We start from the raw sequence: 19,637 nt of genomic DNA, 5'->3' as shown, positions 1-19,637 counted from the left end.
GGCCGGCATCACCTGAATATCGACACACCTTAGATTAGGCAGCTTGCGCCCGGCACTTGGCACATGTCCCGCGGAACTCGATCACCGCCTTCTTGGCGGCAAAGCCGGTGGAGCGCACCCATTCGTCCAGCCGGTGACCGACATCATGGTCGGACATTTCGCTCACCTGGCCACATGTGTCGCAGATGGCGAAAGCGGTCATGGAATGGCTGTGATCGTGCGGTTCGACGCAGGCGACGAAGGAATTGAGGCTTTCCAGCCGATGCACGAAGCCGGACTTCACCAGCGTGTCGAGCGCGCGGTAGACCTGCAGGGGCGCGCGGAAACCCCGCTCGCGGAGCTGGTCAAGCAAGGTGTAGGCGCTGAGCGGCCCGCTGGCGGCCTCGAGTTTCTCGAGCACGCACAGCTGGTTCTTCGTCAGCACATCCCTTGCCGCCATGATCCTGTTTCCGACCTGCCTTGTGTCACATACAAACGGCCCGTCCCATTCAGATAGCGACGAACCGCTGTCTTTGCTACTCCTCTGTTGAAACGCGCTAGCGCGGCATTCCGCAAACGACAACGGCGGGAGGGCTCCCACCGTTGTCGTTTGCCGGCTCCGATGCCTACTTCCTCGGCGGGCCGTTGCGCTCGGCCGAGGCTGCCCACAGATTGATGTCGGACTCGCGCGCATAATTGTCGATCTCGGCAAGCTCGGCGTCGCTGAAGTCGGGCGCCTCCAGCGCGCCGACACAGTCCTCCACCTGCTCCGGCCGGCTGGCGCCGATCAGCGCCGATGTCACCTTGCCCTTGCGCAGCACCCACGCCAGCGCCATCTGCGCCAGCGTCTGGCCACGGCGGCCCGCGATCGCGTTCAACGCCTGTATGTTGGCGATGGTGTTGTCGTTGATGAAGGCCGGCCGCAGCGACTTGCCCTGGGAGGCACGGCTGCCCTCGGGGATGCCGCCGAGATATTTGTCGGTCAGCATGCCCTGTGCCAGCGGCGAGAACACGATCGAGCCGACGCCCAGCCCATCAAGCGTATCGAGCAGGCCATCGTCCTCGACCCAGCGGTTCAGCATCGAATAACTCGGCTGATGGATTACGCAAGGCGTGCCGAGCCGCTTCAGTATATCGGCCGCCTCGCGCGTGCGCTGCGAATTGTAGGATGAGATGCCGACATAGAGCGCCTTGCCCGCGCGCACCGCATGGTCGAGCGCGCCCATCGTCTCCTCCAGCGGCGTATCCGGATCGAAGCGGTGCGAATAGAAGATGTCGACATAGTCGAGCCCCATCCGCTTCAGGCTCTGGTCGAGGCTGGCCAGCAAATATTTGCGTCCGCCCCATTGGCCGTAGGGCCCCGCCCACATCTCGTAGCCGGCCTTGGTCGAGATGATGAGTTCGTCGCGGTAGGCGGCGAAGTCGGTGCGCAGTATCTCACCGAAGGCAATCTCGGCCGAGCCGGGCGGCGGCCCGTAATTGTTGGCGAGGTCGAAATGCGTGATGCCGAGGTCGAAGGCCTTGCGCGCGATCGCCTGCTTGGTCCTGTGCGGCGTGTCGTTGCCGAAATTGTGCCACAGCCCCAGCGAGATCGCCGGCAGCTTCAGGCCGGACCGCCCGCAGCGGTTATGGACCATTTTTTCATAGCGGTTTTCGGCGGCGACATAGGGCATGGGGAAAATCCTCGAAGCTGGATGGACTGGGCACTGTCATCGCGAACGCGACGCGCAGGCCCTGCGCCCCAACCCTTACCCTCTCCCCGCGAAAACGGGGAGAGGGTTCATCAAAATTATCGATAATCCGCGATCTAGCTCTTCTTCGCCATCAGCGCCTTGGCTTCCTTGATGCCGAGCGCGGCTGGACGTTCGCAGGTGGTCTGCATGGCGACGAACTTGCCGGTTTCGCCCGAGCGCAGGATTCCCGTCATGACGTCGACGGCGTGCAGCGCCAGCTCCATCGAGCAGCGGTGCGGCCTGCCCTCGGAGATCGCAATCGCCATGTCGGCGAGGCCGGCGGTGCGATAATTGGCCATCATGCCCTGCGAATGCATCTCGTTGGGCACGCCGAACGGATGCTGCCATCTCGGCAGCTTCTTGACCGGCTTGGCCGCTTCGGTGAAGCGCACGTCGCCGCCGAAGAAGTTCGGATCCGGCACGAACACGCTCCCCATCTCGCCATAGAGCTCCATCGGCGCATGGCCGTGGCTCCAGACGTCCCAGCTGGTGTTGAGCGTGATCACGGCTCCGTTCTCGAACTCCAGCAGGCCGTGGATGGTGGTCGGCGTGTTGACCGGGATCCTTTCGCCCGCGCGCGGCTTCGAACTGATCGTGCGTTCCTTGGCCGGGGTTGTGGCGAAGGCCGCCACCTGCTTCACCGGTCCGATCAGCTGGATCAGATTGGTGATGTAATACGGCCCGATGTCGAGCACGGGGCCGGCGCCCGGCTGGAAGAAGAAGTCCGGATTGGGGTGCCAGTGCTCCATGCCGTGCCCCATGACATGGCAAGTGCCGCTGGTGATCCTGCCGAGCTTGCCGGTATCGATCAGGTTGCGCACCAACTGATGCGCGCCGCCGAAGAAGGTGTCGGGTGCCGAGCCGATGCGAAGTCCCTTCTTCTCCGCCCGCTTCTTCAAGTCGAGCCCCTCCTTGACCGAAAGCACGAAGGGCTTTTCCGAATAGACATGCTTGCCCGCGTCGAGCACCTGTTTCGACACTTCGTAGTGCACGGCCGGAATGGTCAGGTTGACGATGATGTCGATGTCGTCGGCCTTGAGCAGGTCCTCGACCGTCTCGGCGCGCAGCTTGAACTCCTTCGCCCGCGCTTTCGCGGCGTCCATGTTGATATCGGCGCAAGCCCGCATCTTGATGCCGCGAAACAGCGGCGCCAGCGAGAAATATGCCTTCGAGATGTTGCCGCAGCCGATGACGCCGACGCCAAGTTTGTTTGCCATGATGCTTGTTCCTAATAGGCCGTTACGGTTGCGATCGAACGGCGGGCGAAGCGCTCGATGTCATTGGGATTGTCCTGTTCCATGATGAAATATTTGGCCGCGCTCTTGGCCCGCAGCGCCTCGATCAGGCCGGCCCAGTCGATCGTGCCGTGGCCGACATCCGACCAGCCGTCCTCGTCCAGCCCCTCGCCCGGCCTTGCCATGTCCTTGACGTGAACGGCAACGATGCGCTTGCCGTGCCTTTCGATCCAGGGCAGCGGATCGGCGCCGCCGCGCACCACCCAGGCGACATCCATCTCCCAGCCGATGTCGGGCGCTGAAGCCAGGATGTGATCCTGTGGCAGCGAGCCGTCGGCGAGTTTTTTGAACTCGAAATCATGATTGTGCCAGGCAAAGCCGTAGCCGCCCTTCTTCGCCGTCTCGCCGACCTTGGCCAGGCGCTCGCCGAAGCCGCGCCAGCCGGCAGCGTCCGAAGGCCTGGACTCAGGCATGAGAAAGGGGCAGATCAAAAGCTTGATGCCGAGCGCTTCAGCTATCCTGCGCACGCCGTCGAAATCCTTCTCCAGCGCATCGATGGAGAAATGCCCGGTCGGCATGGCAAGGCCGTTTTTGTCGAGTTGAGCGCGGAAGGCCTTGGGATCGTCATAGACGCCGCCGAAGCCTTCAACCTCTGTGTAGCCGAGCTTGCCGAGCATCTCGAGCACGCCTTCCCAGGGCTGGAAATTGCGCGCGCTGTAAAGTTGGAATGACCAGTTCATCGTCTTTGTCCGTTCTGCTTGGGGGATGGTTATCGGGCTTTAGATGCGGCTGCCGGTTTGGGCATCGAAGAGCGAGGCGCGCATCGGGTCGAAGCCCACCGTCACCGCCTCATCGTTCTTGGGCGTCCGTTCCGAGGTGACCCGGACGCTGAAATTCTGCTTTGCAAGCTTCAGCCACACCAGCGTGTCGGACCCCATCGGTTCGACCACCTCGACATTGGCCGCCGTCGAGAATGGCCAGCCCGTGCCGCTGTTCAGGCTGACATGCTCGGGCCTGATGCCGAACACGGCAGGGCCGGCTTCCGGTTGCTTGTCGAAATGATAGGTGCCGAGTGGAACCTTGAGATTGTCGGCCACGAAAAACCAGTTGCCAGCGTCTTTCTCGAGCCTGCCGTCAATGAAGTTCATCGCCGGCGAACCGAGGAAGCCGGCGACGAAGCGGTTGACCGGTTTGTTATAGATGGTCTGCGGCGCGTCGAGTTGTTGGATGACGCCGCCGCGCATGACCGCGATACGGTCGGCCAGCGTCATCGCCTCGATCTGGTCATGCGTGACGTAGATCATGGTGTTCTGCAATTTGCGGTGCAAAAGCTTGATCTCGACGCGCAGTTCGGAGCGCAGCTTGGCGTCCAGGTTCGACAGCGGCTCGTCGAACAGGAACACGTCGACGTCGCGCACCAGCGCGCGCCCGATCGCCACGCGTTGGCGCTGGCCGCCGGAGAGCGCTGCGGGCTTGCGCTGCAACAGCGGCTCGATCTGCAGGATCTCGGCGGCGCGCGCTATGCGCTTCGCGATCTCGTCCTTGGGCACGCCAGCGACGCGCAGCCCGAAGGATAAGTTCTTCTCCACCGTCATCTGCGGATAGAGTGCGTAGGACTGGAACACCATGCCGATGCCGCGGTCCTTGGGCTCTTCCCAGGTGACGTTCTTGCCCTTGATGAAGATGCGGCCGTCCGAAATGTCGAGCAGTCCGGCGATGCAGTTGAGCAAGGTCGACTTGCCGCAACCCGAGGGTCCGAGCAGCACTATGAACTCGCCCTCGGCGACGTCGAGGTTGAGCGTCTGCAGCACCGAGACCAAGCCGAAGTTCAGCGACAGGTCCTGGATCGAAACGCTGGTGCCGTTTGCCGCCATCGACATCACCCTTTCACCGCGCCGGCGGCAATGCCGCGCACGAACAATTTGCCGGAAATGAAGTAGACGACCAGCGGCACCAGCCCGGTCAGGATGGTGGCGGCCATGTTGACATTGTATTCCTTCACCCCCTGCACCGAGTTGACGATGTTGTTGAGCTGCACCGTCATCGGATAGGTGTCGGGGCGCGTATAGACGACGCCGAACAGGAAGTCGTTCCAGATGCCGGTCACCTGCAGGATGACGGCGACGACGAAGATCGGCAGCGACATCGGCAACATGATGCGCAGATAAATGCCCCAGAAGCCGGCGCCGTCGACGCGCGCAGCCCTGAACAGTTCCTCCGGCATGGAGGTGAAATAGTTGCGGAACAAGAGCGTCAGGATTGGCATGCCGAAAATGGAATGCACGATCACCAGGCCGCTCAGGCTGCCATAGAGGCCGATCTCGCGCAGGATGATGACGATCGGATAGATCATCACCTGATAGGGGATAAAGGCCCCGACGATCAGGATGACGAAGAACGTGTCGGCGCCCTTGAAGCGCCAATTGGCCAGCGCGTAGCCGTTCACCGAGGCGATTGCGATCGACAGGATCACCGAGGGGACGGTGATGCGCACCGAGTTCCAGAAGCCGCGAGAGAGACCGTCGCAGTTGAGACCGGTGCAGGCCTGCGACCATGCCTTGACCCACGGCTCGAACGTGATCTCGACCGGCGGCGAGAAGATGTTGCCGAGACGAATTTCCGGCATGCCCTTGAGCGAGGTGACAACCATCACATAGAGCGGCAGCAGGTAATAGAGCGCCACCACGATGAGCGTGCCGTACAGGAAGATGTTGCGGCGCGACAACATGTGCCGGGGCTTCGGTCCGCTCGGTCCCGAGGCATCGGCGCGGATGGCGGCTTGGGATGCGGCCAGGGAGACGGCATGATCAGACACGCTTGCGGCCTCCGAATTCGAGATAGGCCCACGGCACGATGACGATCATCACCGACAGGAGCATCATGGTCGAGGCGGCAAAACCCTGGCCGAGGTTCTGGGCGAAGAACATGTAGTCGTAGACATATTTGGCTGGCACTTCAGAGGAAATGCCGGGACCGCCGCTGGTCTGCGCTACGACGAGGTCGTAGACTTTGACGATGCCCGACGCGATGATCACCAGCGTGGTTATGAAGACCGGCCGCATCATCGGGATGATGATGAAGAGATAGGTCTTCCAGGTGGAGATGCCGTCCACCCGCGCGGCCTTCCAGATGTCCTCGTCGATGCCGCGCAGGCCGGCCAGCATCAGGCACATGATCAGCCCGGTGCCTTGCCACAGCGCGGCGATCAATATGCCGTAGATGACGATGCTCGAATTGTAGAGCGGATCGAAATTGAAGCTTGTCCAGCCGAGGTCGCGAACCACTCCTTGAACGCCGAAATCGGGATTGAGCAGCCATTGCCAGACGAGGCCGGTGACGATGAAGGAAAGCGCGAAGGGATAGAGAAAGATGGTGCGGAACGTGTCCTCGAAACGGATCTTCTGGTCGAGCAGGGCGGCGAGCAGGAAGCCGATTACCAGCGAGAAGACGAGCGACAGCACGCCGTAGATCAAGAGATTCTCGATCGAGACGAGCCAGCGCGGCGTCGCCCACAGCCGGTAGTACTGGTCGAGCCCGACGAAATGCAGCCGCGGCAGAAGCTTCGAATTGGTGAAGGAATAAAGCACCGTCCAGGCTGTGCCGCCGACGAACACCACCAGCGCGGTGAGGATCATCGGGATCGAGGCGACCTTCGCATTGAGGTTGCGGAAGAGTTGGCTCGGGCGTTCGCTCTTGCTCATCGGTGCAGCCATGCTGGATCGGGTAAGGGCGACAAGGTCGGCACGCCTCGCTCCCGGCCCTGAGGTGGCCGGGAGCGAGGCGGCTTGTCGGCGGTCAATCGGCCGAGGCGATGATGTCGGCGAAGCGCTTTTGCGCTTCTTCGAGCGTCATGTCGGGCTTGGCGAAGAACTCCGAGAACAGGTCCTCCTTCTGCTTCTGGCTGTCCTGCGAGAGCAGTTGGTCCGTCCAGGGAATGACGGCGCCCTTGGCCAGGATGTCGAGCCCCTTCTTCATGCAATCGTTGGCAGCGTTGAGGTCGACGTCGCCGCGCACCGGCAGCGAGCCTTTCTTGAGATTGAAGGCGACCTGGGTCTTGGGATCGAGCAAGGTCTCGGCCAGCACTTCCTGCGCCTTGGACTTGTCGGCGTCCTTGAGCAGCGGGAAGTAGAAGGCGTCGCCGCCGGTGGCGATGACCTCGTTCAGGCCAAGCCCGGGAAGGCAGGTATAATCCTTGCCGGCTGTCTTGCCGGCGACCTGGAATTCGCCTTGCGCCCAGTCGCCCATGATCTGGCCGCCGGCCTTGCCGGTGATGACCATGTTGGTCGCCTGGTTCCAGTCCTGCACATTGGTGTTCTTGGCCATCTTGCGCGCATCGTCGGCGGCCTTGAAGACCTTGGCGACTTCAGGACCGGCGGCGAACGTCGCATCCTTGTCCTTGTAGACCTTGAGGAAGGTGTCCGTGCCGCCCACTGCGGCGAGCAGCACGTCGAATGCGCCCGATGCCTGCCAGGCCTGCCCGCCGACCGCGAGCGGGACGATTCCGGCCTTTTCCAGCGCCGGGGCGGCGGCGACATATTCGTTCCAGTTCTTCGGCACCGGCACGCCCGCCTTCTCGAAGGCCGCGTTCGACAGCCACAGCCACTGCCAGGAGTGAATGTTGACCGGCACGCAATAGATCTTGCCGTCGATGGTGCAACCGTCGAGCAGGCTCTTCGGCCGCACGACCTCGGTCCACTTGCCCTTGGTGGCGACATCGGTGAGATCGCGCATCAGGCCTGCCTGCACCAGCTCTTCCGCTTGCCGGCCGTGGTTGAACTGGGTGGCGCCCATCGGGTCGCCGCCGGTGATGCGGCTGATCATGATCGGCCGCGCCGTGCCGCCGGACCCGGCGATGGCGCCGTCGACCCAGTGGTTGCCGGTTGCGTCGAAGGCTTTGGCGAGTTCGGCGACCGCCGCCGCCTCGCCGCCGGATGTCCACCAATGGGTGACTTCCAGATCGGTTGCGGCCGCCGGCCCGGCAAAATTCAACGCCACCGTCGCCGCAAGCGCGGCGGTCAGGAATTTGTATCGCATTTCGGTTTCCTCCCAGAATCTGAAACGTTACAGATTTTCGATACGGCAATTGCAGGATATGCGCAACCCTTCCCTTGAAAGTCAGTTCGATATTTTTCGAGGCGCGAACAAAATCCTTTCGGGATGGAGCCCGTTGTGCAGCGCAATACGCAAAATCCCACATGGCAAGACAGAAAGCTCGCAAGAAGCTTGCTCCCAATGCCTTTCCTGCTGATTCCCAACGCTTTTCGGCGGCGAGCCCATGCGGACTTTCGACCTCGGCCACAGCCTGGTCGAACACCGGTCGTGACAATCTGTAACGTTTCAGTATAGGTTTGTTCAGCTAAGGAGACGCGCCATGGGAGCGACGGCGGCGATTGCCGGCCTGGCCCGCGGCTGCTAAGCGCCTGACGGGGCGGGATGAATGGACAGACGGCGCACGGACAGCGATGACGAGACGTCGGCCAGGGAGCGGCCGACGCTGAAGACGCTTGCCTTCATGACCGGGCTCGGCGTCACCACCGTGTCGCGGGCGCTGAAGGACGCGCCGGAGATCGGCGCCGAGACCAGGCGCCGCGTCCAGCTCGTGGCCAAGCAGATCGGTTACCGGCCGAACCGCGCCGGCGTGCGCCTGCGAACCGGCAAGACCAACGTCATCAGCCTCGTGCTCAACACCGAGCACGAGATCATGAGCTTTGTCTCGGACATCATCTACGGCGTCACCGAAGTCATCGCCGATACGCCCTACCATCTGATCGTCACGCCCTACTCGCGCTCGCAGGATCCGCTGGATCCGGTGCGTTATCTCGTCGAGACCGGCTCCGCCGATGGCGTCATCATTTCGCGCACGCAGCCCAACGATCCAAGGGCCCGCTACATGCTGGAGCGCGGCATACCTTTTGCAACGCACGGCCGCACCGATATGGGGCTCGTGCACCCCTATCATGATTTCGACAATTACGCCTTCGCGGCCGAGGCGGTGCGCCATCTGGCCGGCCTGGGCCGGCGTCGGCTGGCTCTGGTGACGCCGCCGGTCGGCCTGACCTATCACGGCCACACCGTGAACGGCTTTGCCGACGCGCTGAGCGAAGTCGGCGCCTCGGAGGTGCCGTTCAACACCGTTTCGATCGACCACATCGAGCAGATCAGGATGAGGACCGCGCAGCTGATGCGCCGCGACATCAGGCCGGACGGCATCGTCAGCAGCGCCGCGGCCGCCACGCTTGCCATTGTTGCCGGCGTCGAGGACGCCGGGTTGAAACTCGGCCGCGACATCGACGTGGTGTCGAAGCAGTCGTCGGAACTGCTGCATCTGTTCCGCCGGGAACTGCTGATCGTCAACGAGAACTTCCGGCTGGCCGGCTCCGAGCTCGCCCGCGCCGTGCTCGGCTGGATCGGCGGCGCGGCGCCCGGCTCGCTGCAGTCGCTCAGCGCGCCGGGCGAAGTTGTGGCCTATCGCGGCTGATTGAAGCCCCGCCGCCAGAGCAATTCCCGCGTAGCTTTCCTAAGGCATTGCCCAAAAAACAAAGAGATAGAGCGGTACGCCGTTCCGCGAAACGCTGAACCGCTAGCCGGCCGCGCCGCTGCCCCAGGGTCCATGGAAGGCGCCCTTGTCATCGATACGCTCGAAGCCATGCGCACCGAAGAAATCACGCTGTGCCTGGACCAGGTTCGAGGTCCCGCGGCCCTGGCGATAGCTGTCGAAATAGGCAAGGGCGGAAGACAGCGCCGGCACCGGCGATCCGGCTTCGGAAGCCCTGGCCACGACGCGCCGCAGTGACGGATGCGCCTCCTGCATCATGGTGATGAAGGCCGGCGCCATCAGGAGATTGGTCGAAGCGCCGCCGCGGCCGAAGGCTTCGGCCATGGTGTCGAGCATCTGCGATCGGATGATGCAGCCGGCACGCCAGATCTTGGCGATGGTCGGCATCGGCAGGTTCCAGTTGAACGCCTTCGAAGCGCCGCTCATCACCGCGAAGCCTTGCGCGTAGGCTGATATCTTGCCGGCGAACAGCGCCAGTTCCAGATCCTTGAGCAGGTCTGCCTTGTCGCCCGAAATCCTGGTGACGCCGATGTTGCCATAGGCTTTTTCCGCCGCAAGCCGCTCGTCCTTGATCGACGACAGGACGCGTGCCGCCACCGCCGCCTCGATGGCGGTCGCCGGAATGCCGAGTTGCTGTGCCTCGATGACCGACCATTTGCCGGTGCCCTTCTGGCCGGCGCGGTCGAGGATGATGTCGACCACCGGCTTGCCGGTCTTGGGATCATCTGACGCCAGCACCTTGGCGGTGATCTCGATCAGGTAGGAGTTGAGCCGGCCCTTGTTCCAGCCGGCGAATACGGCGCCGATCTCCTTCGGCCCCATGCCCAGGCCGTCGCGCAGGATGCCGTAGATCTCGCCGATCATCTGCATGTCGGCATATTCGATGCCGTTGTGAATGGTCTTGACGAAATGGCCGGCGCCGTCGGTGCCGAGCCAGGCCGCGCATGGCTCGTCCTTGAACTTGGCGGAGATTGCCGTCAGCACCTTCTCGACGCGCTTCCAGGACTCTTCGGTGCCGCCGACCATGATCGACGGCCCGTGGCGCGCACCCTCCTCGCCGCCGGACACGCCCATGCCGATGAAGGTGAGGCCGGAGCCCGCCAGCTCGGAAAAGCGCCGCATCGTGTCGCGAAAATTGGCGTTGCCGGCATCGATGACGATGTCGTCATGGGACAGCACGCCGCGCAATGCGGCGATCTGTTCATCGACCGGCTTGCCGGCCAGCACCATGATGATGATCGGACGCGGCGGCCGGATCGCGGCGGCGAGTTCTTCCAGGCTGTAGCAGGGGACAACCATATCCCTGAGCGCGCCGGCATTCTCGACAAAGGCATCCGTACGCGCCTTGGTGCGATTGAACACAGCGATGCGGTGCCCGTGCTCGGCGATGTTGAGCGCCAGGTTGGAGCCCATCGTGCCAAGGCCGATCAGGCCAATTTCGGCTTTTTCCATGTTTCTTCCCTGCTTTCGGATCTTGTTTGTTCGAGCCCGCGATTGCCCGGGTTTTTGCCAAGATGCATCCTGCCAGGATGATTGACGGGCCTTCAGGCTCGCGTCAACCGCCTCGCCGAATTGTGTTGGAGAGCCATCACGGCCTGATGTCTACCGGCGCCTCGATCTTCACCATCTCGAAATCGGAGACCAGTATGTCGATGCGCGCCATCCACCGGCCAGGGACCGGGATGACGAGATCGTCGACACGCCAGCTGCCGTCGCCGGGCTTTGTCGCGGCCCGCTTCAGCGGCTCGATGCCGGAGTCCGGCTTCGACAGCACCAGCGTCACCTCCTTGGCGTCGAGCGGCCCGAAATCGCCGGTCATGATGATCATCGAGGCGGCGACCGGCCCGGCATGGCCGGGCGTGATGCTGAGGTCGGCCATCGCCTTCAGCGCGTGGATATGAACCGACACCGGCTGCGCCGCGGCAATCGCCAGCGCCCGCGGCGGCGGCGTGAAGCGCCAGCCGGCGGCAACACCGAAGATGGCGAGCACGATCAGTATTTCGACGCCGATCGAACGGGTGAGCCTGCGCCGCACTTCCGTCGCCCCCGCCTCGGCCATTGCCGTCAATCTCCAGCGGTTGACGGCGGCGAGCGTGAACAGGAAGACCAGCAGCGCAAGCTTGACCAGCAGCAGCCGGCCATAGGCGGTGTTGACCAGCGCTGCGGGTGTTTGCACCTGGATGACGGCCAGCACCACGCCCGCGGCGGCGAGCAAGGCCACCACCGGCATGATAGCGGCGGAGAACCGGCGAAGGAACGTGACCGCTTCGGCATCCTGCCGTTTCAGCGCGAGTCCGAGCGGCGCCAGCGCACCGGCCCAGAAGGCAATGCCGGCGCCGTGCAGGAACACCATCGGCCGCGTCAGCCATTGTGGCTCGGCGGCACTCGCGTGGCCGCTGGCGGCGAGCGCGAGGCCCGTTCCGGCCAGGCCGGCGAGCGCGAGGGGCCTGGCGGCCGCGCGCGGTCCGGCCAGCGACAAAAGGCCGAGCCCCAGCGCGATCAACGCGATCAACACCGTCCAGCCGAAGCTGGTGCCGAGACCGGCGGTCCAGATGGCCGGCTGCGCCATATGCGAGAGCGGTGCGCCGAGCGCATCCAGCCCTTGAAAGCCAAGCGACATGGGTGCCGCGACCAGCCCGCACAGGATTGCGGCAGCAACGAAGCGCTGTCCGGCGCGGCCACCCCGCGCCAGCCAGGCGAGAGCGAAGGCGCCGCCGACGCCGAGGAACAGGCCGATATAGAGGCAGACCTTGCCGATCCAGATCGCCGAGCGCAATTGCCAGTCGACGGCTTCGGAAACAGCCGGCGGCTGGCTCGCCGCGCCGATGGAAAACAGCAGAGAGCCGCCGACCGGATGACCGTCGGCGGAAATCACTCGCCAGCTCAGCACATGCGTGCCCGATCCAAGTGCCTGCGGATCGTCGATCACGACGGTCTGGTCGCTGAGGCGGAAGGACGTCAGCGGAACGGGCGTGCCGTCGGGCTTCACCAGCGTCAGCACCAGTGGCGAGACCGGTTCGCTGAAAGTCAGCGCGAATTGCGCCGGGGCCTGCGACAGCACGGCGCCGTCGGCCGGATCGGTCTTGATCAGCGCGGCGTGCGCAAAGGCCTGATTTGTCGTGGCCACGGCAATCAGCATGGCCAAGGTCAGCAGCCCTATGGCAGCTCGGCCGATGAGCTTGCCGGTCGCGCGAACCGTCCTGGAAGGGAATATCACCGTCATGTCATTGCCATAAATGCGGCGCGCTCCGGACAATGGAGCGCACCGCGAGAGCTTACTTTTTCGGCGTGAGCTCGATGCCGGGCGCGGGGTTCTCCAGGGCGTCTTCGTCCTGCCCCGCCGCCGGGATTTCGATCCAGCGGTCGGCGGCGCCATCGCACTCCTGCACCACCGGGAAATAGAGTTTCTGACCCGCCGGGAGGTCTGCCGTCAGCATCGCACGGAAGACGAACTCGTCGTAGAATTCGTCCGGCAGATTGCCGCCGCTCCAATCGACCTCCTTGACGCCGTCGGCGACCGCCTGGCCGTAGAGCTGGTAGGATTTCTCGTACTTGCCCTTCTTGGTCTGCAGCGTCCAGCCGGGCTTCGGCATCGGCTTCACCGCGATCACCCCTTCCGGGATCTGCACGCGCACGGCGGTCGTCGCCTTGCCGTCACAGCCATGCGGCACCCGCAGGATGGCCTTGTAGGTCGAACCGACCGCCGCTTCCTGTGTTTCGAGCGTGACATGCGCGAAGGCGGCACTGGTTCCCAGCGCCAGAAGCGCGCCGGCCGACAAAAGATACTTGTTCATGATGGTCCCTCTGAATTCAATAGTTGTGGATGGCGCGGTCAATTGGCGTGGTCGTCCATGCCACCGCCCATGCCTTCGACAGCGAACTCGACGTTGACGGCGCCAGCCTTTTCGAAGGTCAGCGTGGCTGCGAATTCTTCGCCCTGCTTGGGTTGCCGCTTCAGGCCTATGAACATCAGGTGATAGCCGCCGGGTGCTAGCGCCACCTTGCCGCCGGCCGGGATTTCCAGGCCGACCGTCACCGGCCGCATGGTCATGACGCCGTCCTTGACGCCCATTTCATGCAGCTCTGCTTTTTCGGAGACGTCGGAGGAAATCGACAGCAGCCGGTCGGGTGCATTGCCCTTGTTGGTGATGGTGAAATAGCCGCCGGCCACCTTGGCGCCTGTGGGTGTCGCGCGCGACCAGGGATGCTCGATCTCGAGATCGCCGGCCTTGAATTCATGCGCGCAGACGGCCTGGGCACCGAAGAACAAGAGCACAAACGCCAGCACGGCAAGGCCGACACGTTCATTGAAACGGCGCGGGAATTTGGTGCGGCCGCCCGAAGGAGGCGCCGCGATATGAAAAGCTTGGGACATGGTTTGCTCCATGAATAGGGGATCGCGCCGTTGGCCGGTCGCGAACGATTCGTTATTTGGATGAAAGCACCGGCGGAAGGTTCCGCCGGGCGTACAGCAGGCTCAGGCCGAAAGCGGCGGCGCGCGCGGATTCGACGGCGAGCGTTGGCGCGCGAAATCGAGATGCGTGGCCGCCGGAAAGATGAAAACGACGGCTTCGAACGAAAGCGAGGCCAGCGCAAGCCCGGCATCGGGTGGCGGCGCAAAGGCCGCTGAAACCATGCTGCAGCCCAGCATGCAGCATGCCGGCAGATGCGACGGATGCGGGCCGCCATCGGGAAGCTGGGCAGTGCCCTCGTGGGTGCAGATGACGTTGCCGAAGGCGTCGATTTGCGAGGCGGCCGGTCCGGTGGCGAAGGCGAATGCGCTCAGCGTCGACTGAAGCAGCAGCAGGTAGGCCGCGACAAGCGCGACCGGAATGCTCCACCGTCTCCCCTTTTTGGTCAAATGACTTGCCTGTTCAAACCATCTGCATCTTCAAGCGATCACCGGAAGATGTCTACCACGGCAGCAAGAGACGGAAAATCGGCAAATCGGTGCTGCGGCAACGCGGCGCGATCAGGGCCTCTGTGGGTGCCGGCTCTCGGGGATCGAGGTCAGCAGCGTCTGGCGCGCCGACTTCAAATGCTTGCGGCAGGCGGCATCGACCTTGCCCAGGTCGCGTGATTTGAGCGCCGCGATATAAGCCAGATGCTCGCCGATCGCGATTTCGTTGCGCTCGCGCTCCTGCGCCTTGTTCCACTGGTAGTGGTAATGGAAGATCATGGCGATGACATCATAGAAATCGACGATGAAGCGGTTGTGCGAGGCGCGGTGGATCAGCCGATGGAAGCGCTCGTCGAGCTCCGAGAACTCGTTGAAGCGCGTGGCGATGTCACGGGCGAGGCCGCGGTGTTCCTCTTCGAGATTGTCGAGATCGACCCACACCGCGCTGTCCTGCGGCAGTGCGGTGAACGCCGATGCCGAGCGCAGCTCGAACATCTCGCGGATTTCCGTCAACTCCAGCGCGAAGGCGCGGGTGAAACCCTTCAGCACCCAATGGCTGTTACGGCGCTTCTCGATCAGGCCGAAGCGGGAGAAGCGGATCAGGAACTCGCGCACGCTGGTGGTGCCGACGCCGATCTCGCGCGCCAGTTCGAGCTCGTTGATCTGCATGCCGGCCTCGGCGCCGCCGGCGAGCAGCCTGCGCATGAACGACCGCTCGATGATCTCGGCCAGCGTGTCGGTCTCTTCCTCGGGAAAGAAATCATCGGGGCGCGTTTCGCGCAGCACCGTCTTGGCGCGCTTGTTCCAGGCGATCAGTCCGGTTTCTTCCATGCGCGCAAGGATGCTGCGCACCGTGGTGCGGCTGACGCCGAGCAGCGTACCCAGCTCCGGTTCCGAAGGCAGGCTGCGCGTCTCGTCGAGCAGCCTGAGGCACCTGTTATAGGCATCCTTGTAGACGTTGTTGCTCTTCGACATGCCCTGACCCATCGCTGGCCGGCGCTTGCGGCGGCCGGCTTGAAGCGCAATATGACGTTCCTATCACCCTCGAAAGCGGAATCGCTTTGCCGAGGGGCTCGCTTACCGGTTGCAGCGCCGCTACTCATCCAGGCGCACAGGAACTGCCGGAAAAAACAATTGACGTAAAACTGTTTTTTCACGATAAAAGACATTAACTCTTAACAAGCGCGTGTCAATCCGCGCCTCCCAGGATCACCCCAGGAAACGCCCGTGAACGCCTCCAACTCAATTCTTCTGTCCCCAGCCGACAATGTCGCGGTCGCCAACGGCCGCATCGAGACCGGCACCGCGCTGCCCGGCGGCGCGCTTGCCGCCGCCGTCATCGAGCCCGGCCACAAGGTGGCGATCAAGCCGATTCCCGCCGGGTCCGCCGTGGTCAAATATGCCCAGGCGATCGGCCGCGCCACGCAGGACATCGCGCCCGGCGAGCATGTCCATTCGCACAATCTGGTGTTCGAGGCCGGCCGCCTGCCGGTGGTGCCGCCAAGCGAGGCCGAGCATGCGACCGAGGCCGACCGCGCCCGCACCTTCATGGGTTATCGCCGCGCCGACGGCCGCGCCGGCACGCGCAACTTCATCGGCATCATCGCCAGCGTCAACTGTTCGGCCACCGTCTGCCACGCCATCGCCGACGCGGCCAACCGCACGCTGCTGCCAAAATATCCCGGCATCGACGGCTTCGTCCCGATCGTCCACGGCCAGGGCTGCGGCATGAGCGCCACCGGCGACGGGATGATGGTGCTGCACCGCACATTGGCCGGCTATGCCCGCCACCCCAATTTCGGCGGCGTGCTGATGGTCGGGCTCGGCTGCGAGGTCAACCAGCTCACGCTGTACGGCCAGAAGGGTGCGGCCGCCGGTAAGCGCCATTTCAACATCCAGGACGCCGGCGGGTCGCGCAAATCGGTCGAAAAGGCCATGGGCGTACTGGCCGAGATCGCCGAGGAAGTCGGCGAGCTCAAGCGCGAACCGATCCCCGTGAGCGAGATCGTCGTCGGCCTGCAATGCGGCGGCTCCGACGGCATGTCGGGCATCACGGCCAATCCGGCGCTGGGCGCTGCGGTAGACATTCTGGCCGGCGTCGGCGGCATCGGTATTCTCTCCGAGACGACGGAAATCTACGGCGCCGAACATCTGCTCGCCTATCGCGCCGCGACGCCCGAGATCGCCAAGAAGCTCGATGGCTACGTCAAGTGGTGGGAAGACCACGTCGCCAAGCACGGCGCCTCGATCGACAACAACCCCTCGCCCGGCAACAAGCGCGGCGGCCTCACCACCATCCTGGAGAAATCGCTGGGCGCGGTAGCCAAGGGCGGCCAGACGCCGCTCAACGGCGTCTTCGGCTATGCCGAAAAGGTCACCGGCAGCGGGCTGGTGTTCATGGACACGCCCGGCTACGACCCGGTGTCCGCCACCGGCCAGGTGGCGGGCGGCGCCAACATCATCGTCTTCACCACCGGCCGCGGCTCCTGCTTTGGCTGCCGGCCGACGCCGTCGATCAAGGTCGCCACCAACTCGACCATGTATCATCAGATGGAAGAGGACATGGACGTCAATTGCGGCGTCATCGCCTCCGGCGAGAAGACCATCGCCGGCATGGGCCGCGAGATCTTCGAACTGATCGTCGAGACGGCCTCCGGCCGCAAGACCAAGAGCGAGGATTTCGGCTACGGCGACAACGAGTTCGTGCCCTGGCATCTCGGCGCGACGCTCTAACTCTTTGAAGTCGCGCAGTCCGGAAAGTGGCCGCGAACTTTCCTGGAATGCTGCGGCTTGAGGTCTTGGAATCTGCCGCGCCGGATAATGGCGGGCAACGGGGAGGTTGTGCATGGAAAAACGCCGCATCGGCCAGACGGCGCTCGAGGTCACCGAAGTAAGCTTCGGCGGTGCCGCGATCGGCGGGCTCTACCGCGCCTGTTCGCGCGAGGCGGCGATGGAAACGTTGCAAGGCGCGTGGGAGGCGGGCCTGCGCTATTTCGACACCGCGCCCTTCTATGGTTTCGGCCTGTCGGAGCGGCGTTTCGGCGACTTCCTGCGCTATAAGCCGCGCGATTCCTATGTGCTGTCGACCAAGGTCGGGCGCCTGTTCCGGCCCGTTCCGGAGGATCAGGTTCCCGATCACTCCTATGTCGATCCGCTGCCCTTCGCGCTCGACTACGACTATTCCTATGACGGCATCATGCGCTCGGTCGACTTCAGCTATGCGCGGCTTGGTCTAAACAGGATAGACATCCTGTTTGTGCACGACATCGGCGTGTACACGCATGGCGTCGAGAAGACCAAAATGCACTTTCGCCAGTTGATGGACGGTGGGCTCAAGGCGCTCGAAGAACTGAAAAACTCCGGCGTCATTTCCGCCTACGGGCTCGGCGTCAACGAAGTCCGGATATGTCTCGACGTGATGCGTCGCGCGCCGCTCGATTGTATCCTGCTCGCCAGCCGCTATTCCTTGCTCGATCGCAGCGCCGAAGCCGAACTTTTGCCGCTCTGCCGCGCCCGACAGACTTCGCTGGTCATCGGCGGTGTGTTCAACTCCGGCATATTGGCGACCGGACCGGTGCAGGGCGCCCATTTCGACTACAAGCCCGCCAGCGGTGACGTGCTCGACCGCGTCGGCGCGATGGAGCGGATCGCCGCCGAAGGTGGTTACCCGCTCGCCGCCGCCGCGTTCCAGTTCCCCCTCCAGGAATCCTCGGTCGCCACCGTGCTGACCGGCACCGCCAAGCTGGCGAACCTGACCCGCAATCTCGAACTGCTTGATGTCGACGTGCCTCAGGCGGACTACGCCAGATACCGCCCCTACACCGTAGTGCAGGAATTGGCATGAAGTGCCCGATCCGCCCGGGCGAAGGCGTGCGATCGCGGGGCTTCACGATCCCGCGAACCGAAGAAGGAACGGGCATTCTATGTTGACTAATTTATGGAATTAATATTCCATACGTTAGTCACGCGAAACGGAAGCGTCGGGCAGCGTGGGGAGAGCAAGGCGCCAGTGCGGTCATGACCGCCGTGCCCCGAGGATGGCATAAACACCGCTTGCATCGACCGGATCGATGCACTATCAAAATGCTGCAACTGTTTTTTATTGATAAAGTTCTGTTTGGCTACGCCTATCCGAACCGAGCTTCCGTATCGTTCACCGGGCGACCTAGGGAGGAATTCCATGAAATTCGTGACCAGCATTCTCAATCGCCGCGCAGTCATGGCGCTGGCGGCCGCGTCGATGCTTGCCGGCGTCATGCACTCGGCGCCGGTTTCGGCGGCGGACGTGACCATTCCGATCATCGTCAAGGACACCACGTCCTTCTACTGGCAGATCGTTCTGGCCGGGGCCCGCAAGGCCGGCAAGGATCTCGGCGTCAACGTGCCGGAGCTCGGCGCCCAGGCAGAAACTGACGTCAACGGCCAGATCTCGATCCTCGAAAACGCCGTCGCCAGCAATCCGGCGGCGATCGTCATCTCGCCGACCGAGTTCAAGGCGCTCGGCAAGCCGATCGACGAAGCCGCCGCCAAGGTCAAGGTTATCGGCATCGATTCCGGCGCCGACTCCAAGGCCTTCACCTCCTTCCTGACCACTGACAACGTCCAGGGCGGCCGCGTCGCCGCTGACGGCCTCGCAGCGGCCATCGGCGAAGCCAATGGCGGCAAGATCGAGGGCGACGTTGCCCTGATCACCAACACGCCTGGCGCCGGCTCGCTCGAACAGCGCAAGCAGGGCTTCATCGAACAGCTCAAGGCGAAATATCCGGGCCTGAAGCTGGTCGCCGACAAATATGCCGACGGCCAGGCCACCACCGGCCTCAACATCGCCACCGACCTGATCACCGCCAATCCGAACCTCAAGGGTATTTTCGCTTCCAACCTGATCATGGCGCAGGGCGTCGGGCAGGCTGTCGCCGAAAACAGCCTCGGCGGCAAGCTGGCGCTGGTTGGCTTCGACAGCGACGAGAAGCTGATCAAGTTCCTCAACGACGGCGTCATTTCCGCCCTCGTCGTCCAGGATCCCTACCGGATGGGCTATGACGGCATCAAGACCGCGCTTGCCGCCTCCAAGGGCGAAAAGGTCGAGACCAATGTCGACACCGGCGCCAACCTGGTCACCAAGGCCAACATGAAGGATCCCAAGATCGACGCGCTGCTCAACCCGAAGCTCAACTGAGCATCGGCACGCGCAACTGTTTCCGGGGCCTCTGCGCCCCGGAAACAACAGGGAGGAT

At 63.5% G+C, this 19,637-nt stretch carries 18 protein-coding genes; 4 read left to right on the top strand and 14 right to left on the bottom strand.

Going from position 1 to position 19,637, the window contains the following annotated elements; all coding sequences use genetic code 11:
- Window positions 1-34: 34 nt before the first annotated feature.
- From FJ973_RS26210 to FJ973_RS26175, 8 genes are all read right to left on the bottom strand, one after another.
- Window positions 35-439: a Fur family transcriptional regulator gene (locus FJ973_RS26210; protein ID WP_140500273.1), complete on the bottom strand. Its 405-nt coding sequence runs from the start codon at window positions 437-439 to the stop codon at window positions 35-37.
- 166 nt (window positions 440-605) lie between these two features.
- Entirely contained in the window at window positions 606-1,652 is a 1,047-nt protein-coding gene (mgrA, locus tag FJ973_RS26205; RefSeq protein WP_140558370.1) for an L-glyceraldehyde 3-phosphate reductase, read from the bottom strand.
- Between the two features lie 134 nt (window positions 1,653-1,786).
- Entirely contained in the window at window positions 1,787-2,929 is a 1,143-nt protein-coding gene (locus FJ973_RS26200) for a Gfo/Idh/MocA family oxidoreductase (protein ID WP_140558368.1), read from the bottom strand.
- An 11-nt stretch (window positions 2,930-2,940) separates the two neighbouring features.
- Window positions 2,941-3,687: a sugar phosphate isomerase/epimerase gene (locus tag FJ973_RS26195; protein WP_140500279.1), complete on the bottom strand. Its 747-nt coding sequence runs from the start codon at window positions 3,685-3,687 to the stop codon at window positions 2,941-2,943.
- A gap of 39 nt (window positions 3,688-3,726) precedes the next feature.
- Window positions 3,727-4,827, bottom strand: coding sequence for a sn-glycerol-3-phosphate ABC transporter ATP-binding protein UgpC (ugpC, locus tag FJ973_RS26190; protein ID WP_181165360.1), 1,101 nt, complete (start codon window positions 4,825-4,827; stop codon window positions 3,727-3,729).
- Entirely contained in the window at window positions 4,827-5,762 is a 936-nt protein-coding gene (locus FJ973_RS26185) for a carbohydrate ABC transporter permease (protein WP_140513776.1), read from the bottom strand. Before FJ973_RS26185 ends, ugpC begins: the two co-directional genes overlap by 1 nt.
- Window positions 5,755-6,648, bottom strand: a complete 894-nt coding sequence (locus FJ973_RS26180; RefSeq protein WP_140558367.1) for a sugar ABC transporter permease — start codon at window positions 6,646-6,648, stop codon at window positions 5,755-5,757. The genes FJ973_RS26185 and FJ973_RS26180 overlap by 8 nt, the downstream gene beginning before the upstream one ends.
- Window positions 6,649-6,742: 94 nt before the next feature.
- Window positions 6,743-7,981 carry an ABC transporter substrate-binding protein gene (locus tag FJ973_RS26175; RefSeq protein ID WP_140558365.1) on the bottom strand — a complete coding sequence of 413 codons (1,239 nt, stop codon included), beginning with the start codon at window positions 7,979-7,981 and terminating at the stop codon, window positions 6,743-6,745.
- A 403-nt stretch (window positions 7,982-8,384) separates the two neighbouring features.
- Here FJ973_RS26175 and FJ973_RS26170 point away from each other — a divergent pair, with 403 nt between their 5' ends.
- Window positions 8,385-9,425 carry a LacI family transcriptional regulator gene (locus tag FJ973_RS26170; RefSeq protein ID WP_140558363.1) on the top strand — a complete coding sequence of 347 codons (1,041 nt, stop codon included), beginning with the start codon at window positions 8,385-8,387 and terminating at the stop codon, window positions 9,423-9,425.
- Between the two features lie 102 nt (window positions 9,426-9,527).
- On the opposite strand, the gene gndA is transcribed toward FJ973_RS26170, so the two are convergent.
- From gndA to FJ973_RS26140, 6 genes are all read right to left on the bottom strand, one after another.
- Window positions 9,528-10,976: an NADP-dependent phosphogluconate dehydrogenase gene (gndA, locus tag FJ973_RS26165; RefSeq protein WP_281407027.1), complete on the bottom strand. Its 1,449-nt coding sequence runs from the start codon at window positions 10,974-10,976 to the stop codon at window positions 9,528-9,530.
- A gap of 115 nt (window positions 10,977-11,091) precedes the next feature.
- Window positions 11,092-12,726, bottom strand: coding sequence for a copper resistance CopC/CopD family protein (locus tag FJ973_RS26160; protein ID WP_140558360.1), 1,635 nt, complete (start codon window positions 12,724-12,726; stop codon window positions 11,092-11,094).
- Window positions 12,727-12,778: 52 nt separating this feature from the next.
- Window positions 12,779-13,297 (bottom strand): YcnI family protein, encoded by a 519-nt coding sequence (locus FJ973_RS26155; RefSeq protein ID WP_140500293.1) that lies wholly within the window; start codon window positions 13,295-13,297, stop codon window positions 12,779-12,781.
- A gap of 38 nt (window positions 13,298-13,335) precedes the next feature.
- Window positions 13,336-13,878 carry a copper chaperone PCu(A)C gene (locus FJ973_RS26150; RefSeq protein WP_140558358.1) on the bottom strand — a complete coding sequence of 181 codons (543 nt, stop codon included), beginning with the start codon at window positions 13,876-13,878 and terminating at the stop codon, window positions 13,336-13,338.
- Window positions 13,879-13,980: 102 nt separating this feature from the next.
- The gene (locus FJ973_RS26145) at window positions 13,981-14,337 is read right to left on the bottom strand and encodes a DUF2946 family protein (RefSeq protein ID WP_140549462.1); all 357 of its coding nucleotides are present in this window, start codon (window positions 14,335-14,337) and stop codon (window positions 13,981-13,983) included.
- A gap of 138 nt (window positions 14,338-14,475) precedes the next feature.
- A complete protein-coding gene (locus tag FJ973_RS26140) occupies window positions 14,476-15,378 on the bottom strand; it encodes a GntR family transcriptional regulator (protein WP_140558357.1) in 903 nt (300 codons plus the stop codon).
- Between the two features lie 252 nt (window positions 15,379-15,630).
- Between FJ973_RS26140 and FJ973_RS26135 the strand changes: the two genes are divergently transcribed.
- The 3 genes from FJ973_RS26135 (at window position 15,631) to FJ973_RS26125 (ending at window position 19,579) form a co-directional block, all read left to right on the top strand.
- The gene (locus tag FJ973_RS26135; RefSeq protein WP_140558355.1) at window positions 15,631-17,136 is read left to right on the top strand and encodes an altronate dehydratase family protein; all 1,506 of its coding nucleotides are present in this window, start codon (window positions 15,631-15,633) and stop codon (window positions 17,134-17,136) included.
- Window positions 17,137-17,248: 112 nt separating this feature from the next.
- The gene (locus FJ973_RS26130; protein WP_140522562.1) at window positions 17,249-18,247 is read left to right on the top strand and encodes an aldo/keto reductase; all 999 of its coding nucleotides are present in this window, start codon (window positions 17,249-17,251) and stop codon (window positions 18,245-18,247) included.
- Between the two features lie 336 nt (window positions 18,248-18,583).
- Window positions 18,584-19,579: an ABC transporter substrate-binding protein gene (locus FJ973_RS26125; protein WP_140513786.1), complete on the top strand. Its 996-nt coding sequence runs from the start codon at window positions 18,584-18,586 to the stop codon at window positions 19,577-19,579.
- Window positions 19,580-19,637 lie beyond the last annotated feature (58 nt).

Origin of the sequence: Mesorhizobium sp. B2-1-3, assembly GCF_006442495.1 — a bacterium.
Lineage (GTDB): Bacteria > Pseudomonadota > Alphaproteobacteria > Rhizobiales > Rhizobiaceae > Mesorhizobium.
Note: the sequence above shows the minus strand (reverse complement) of the source record. Positions and strands in the feature narration are given on the sequence as shown.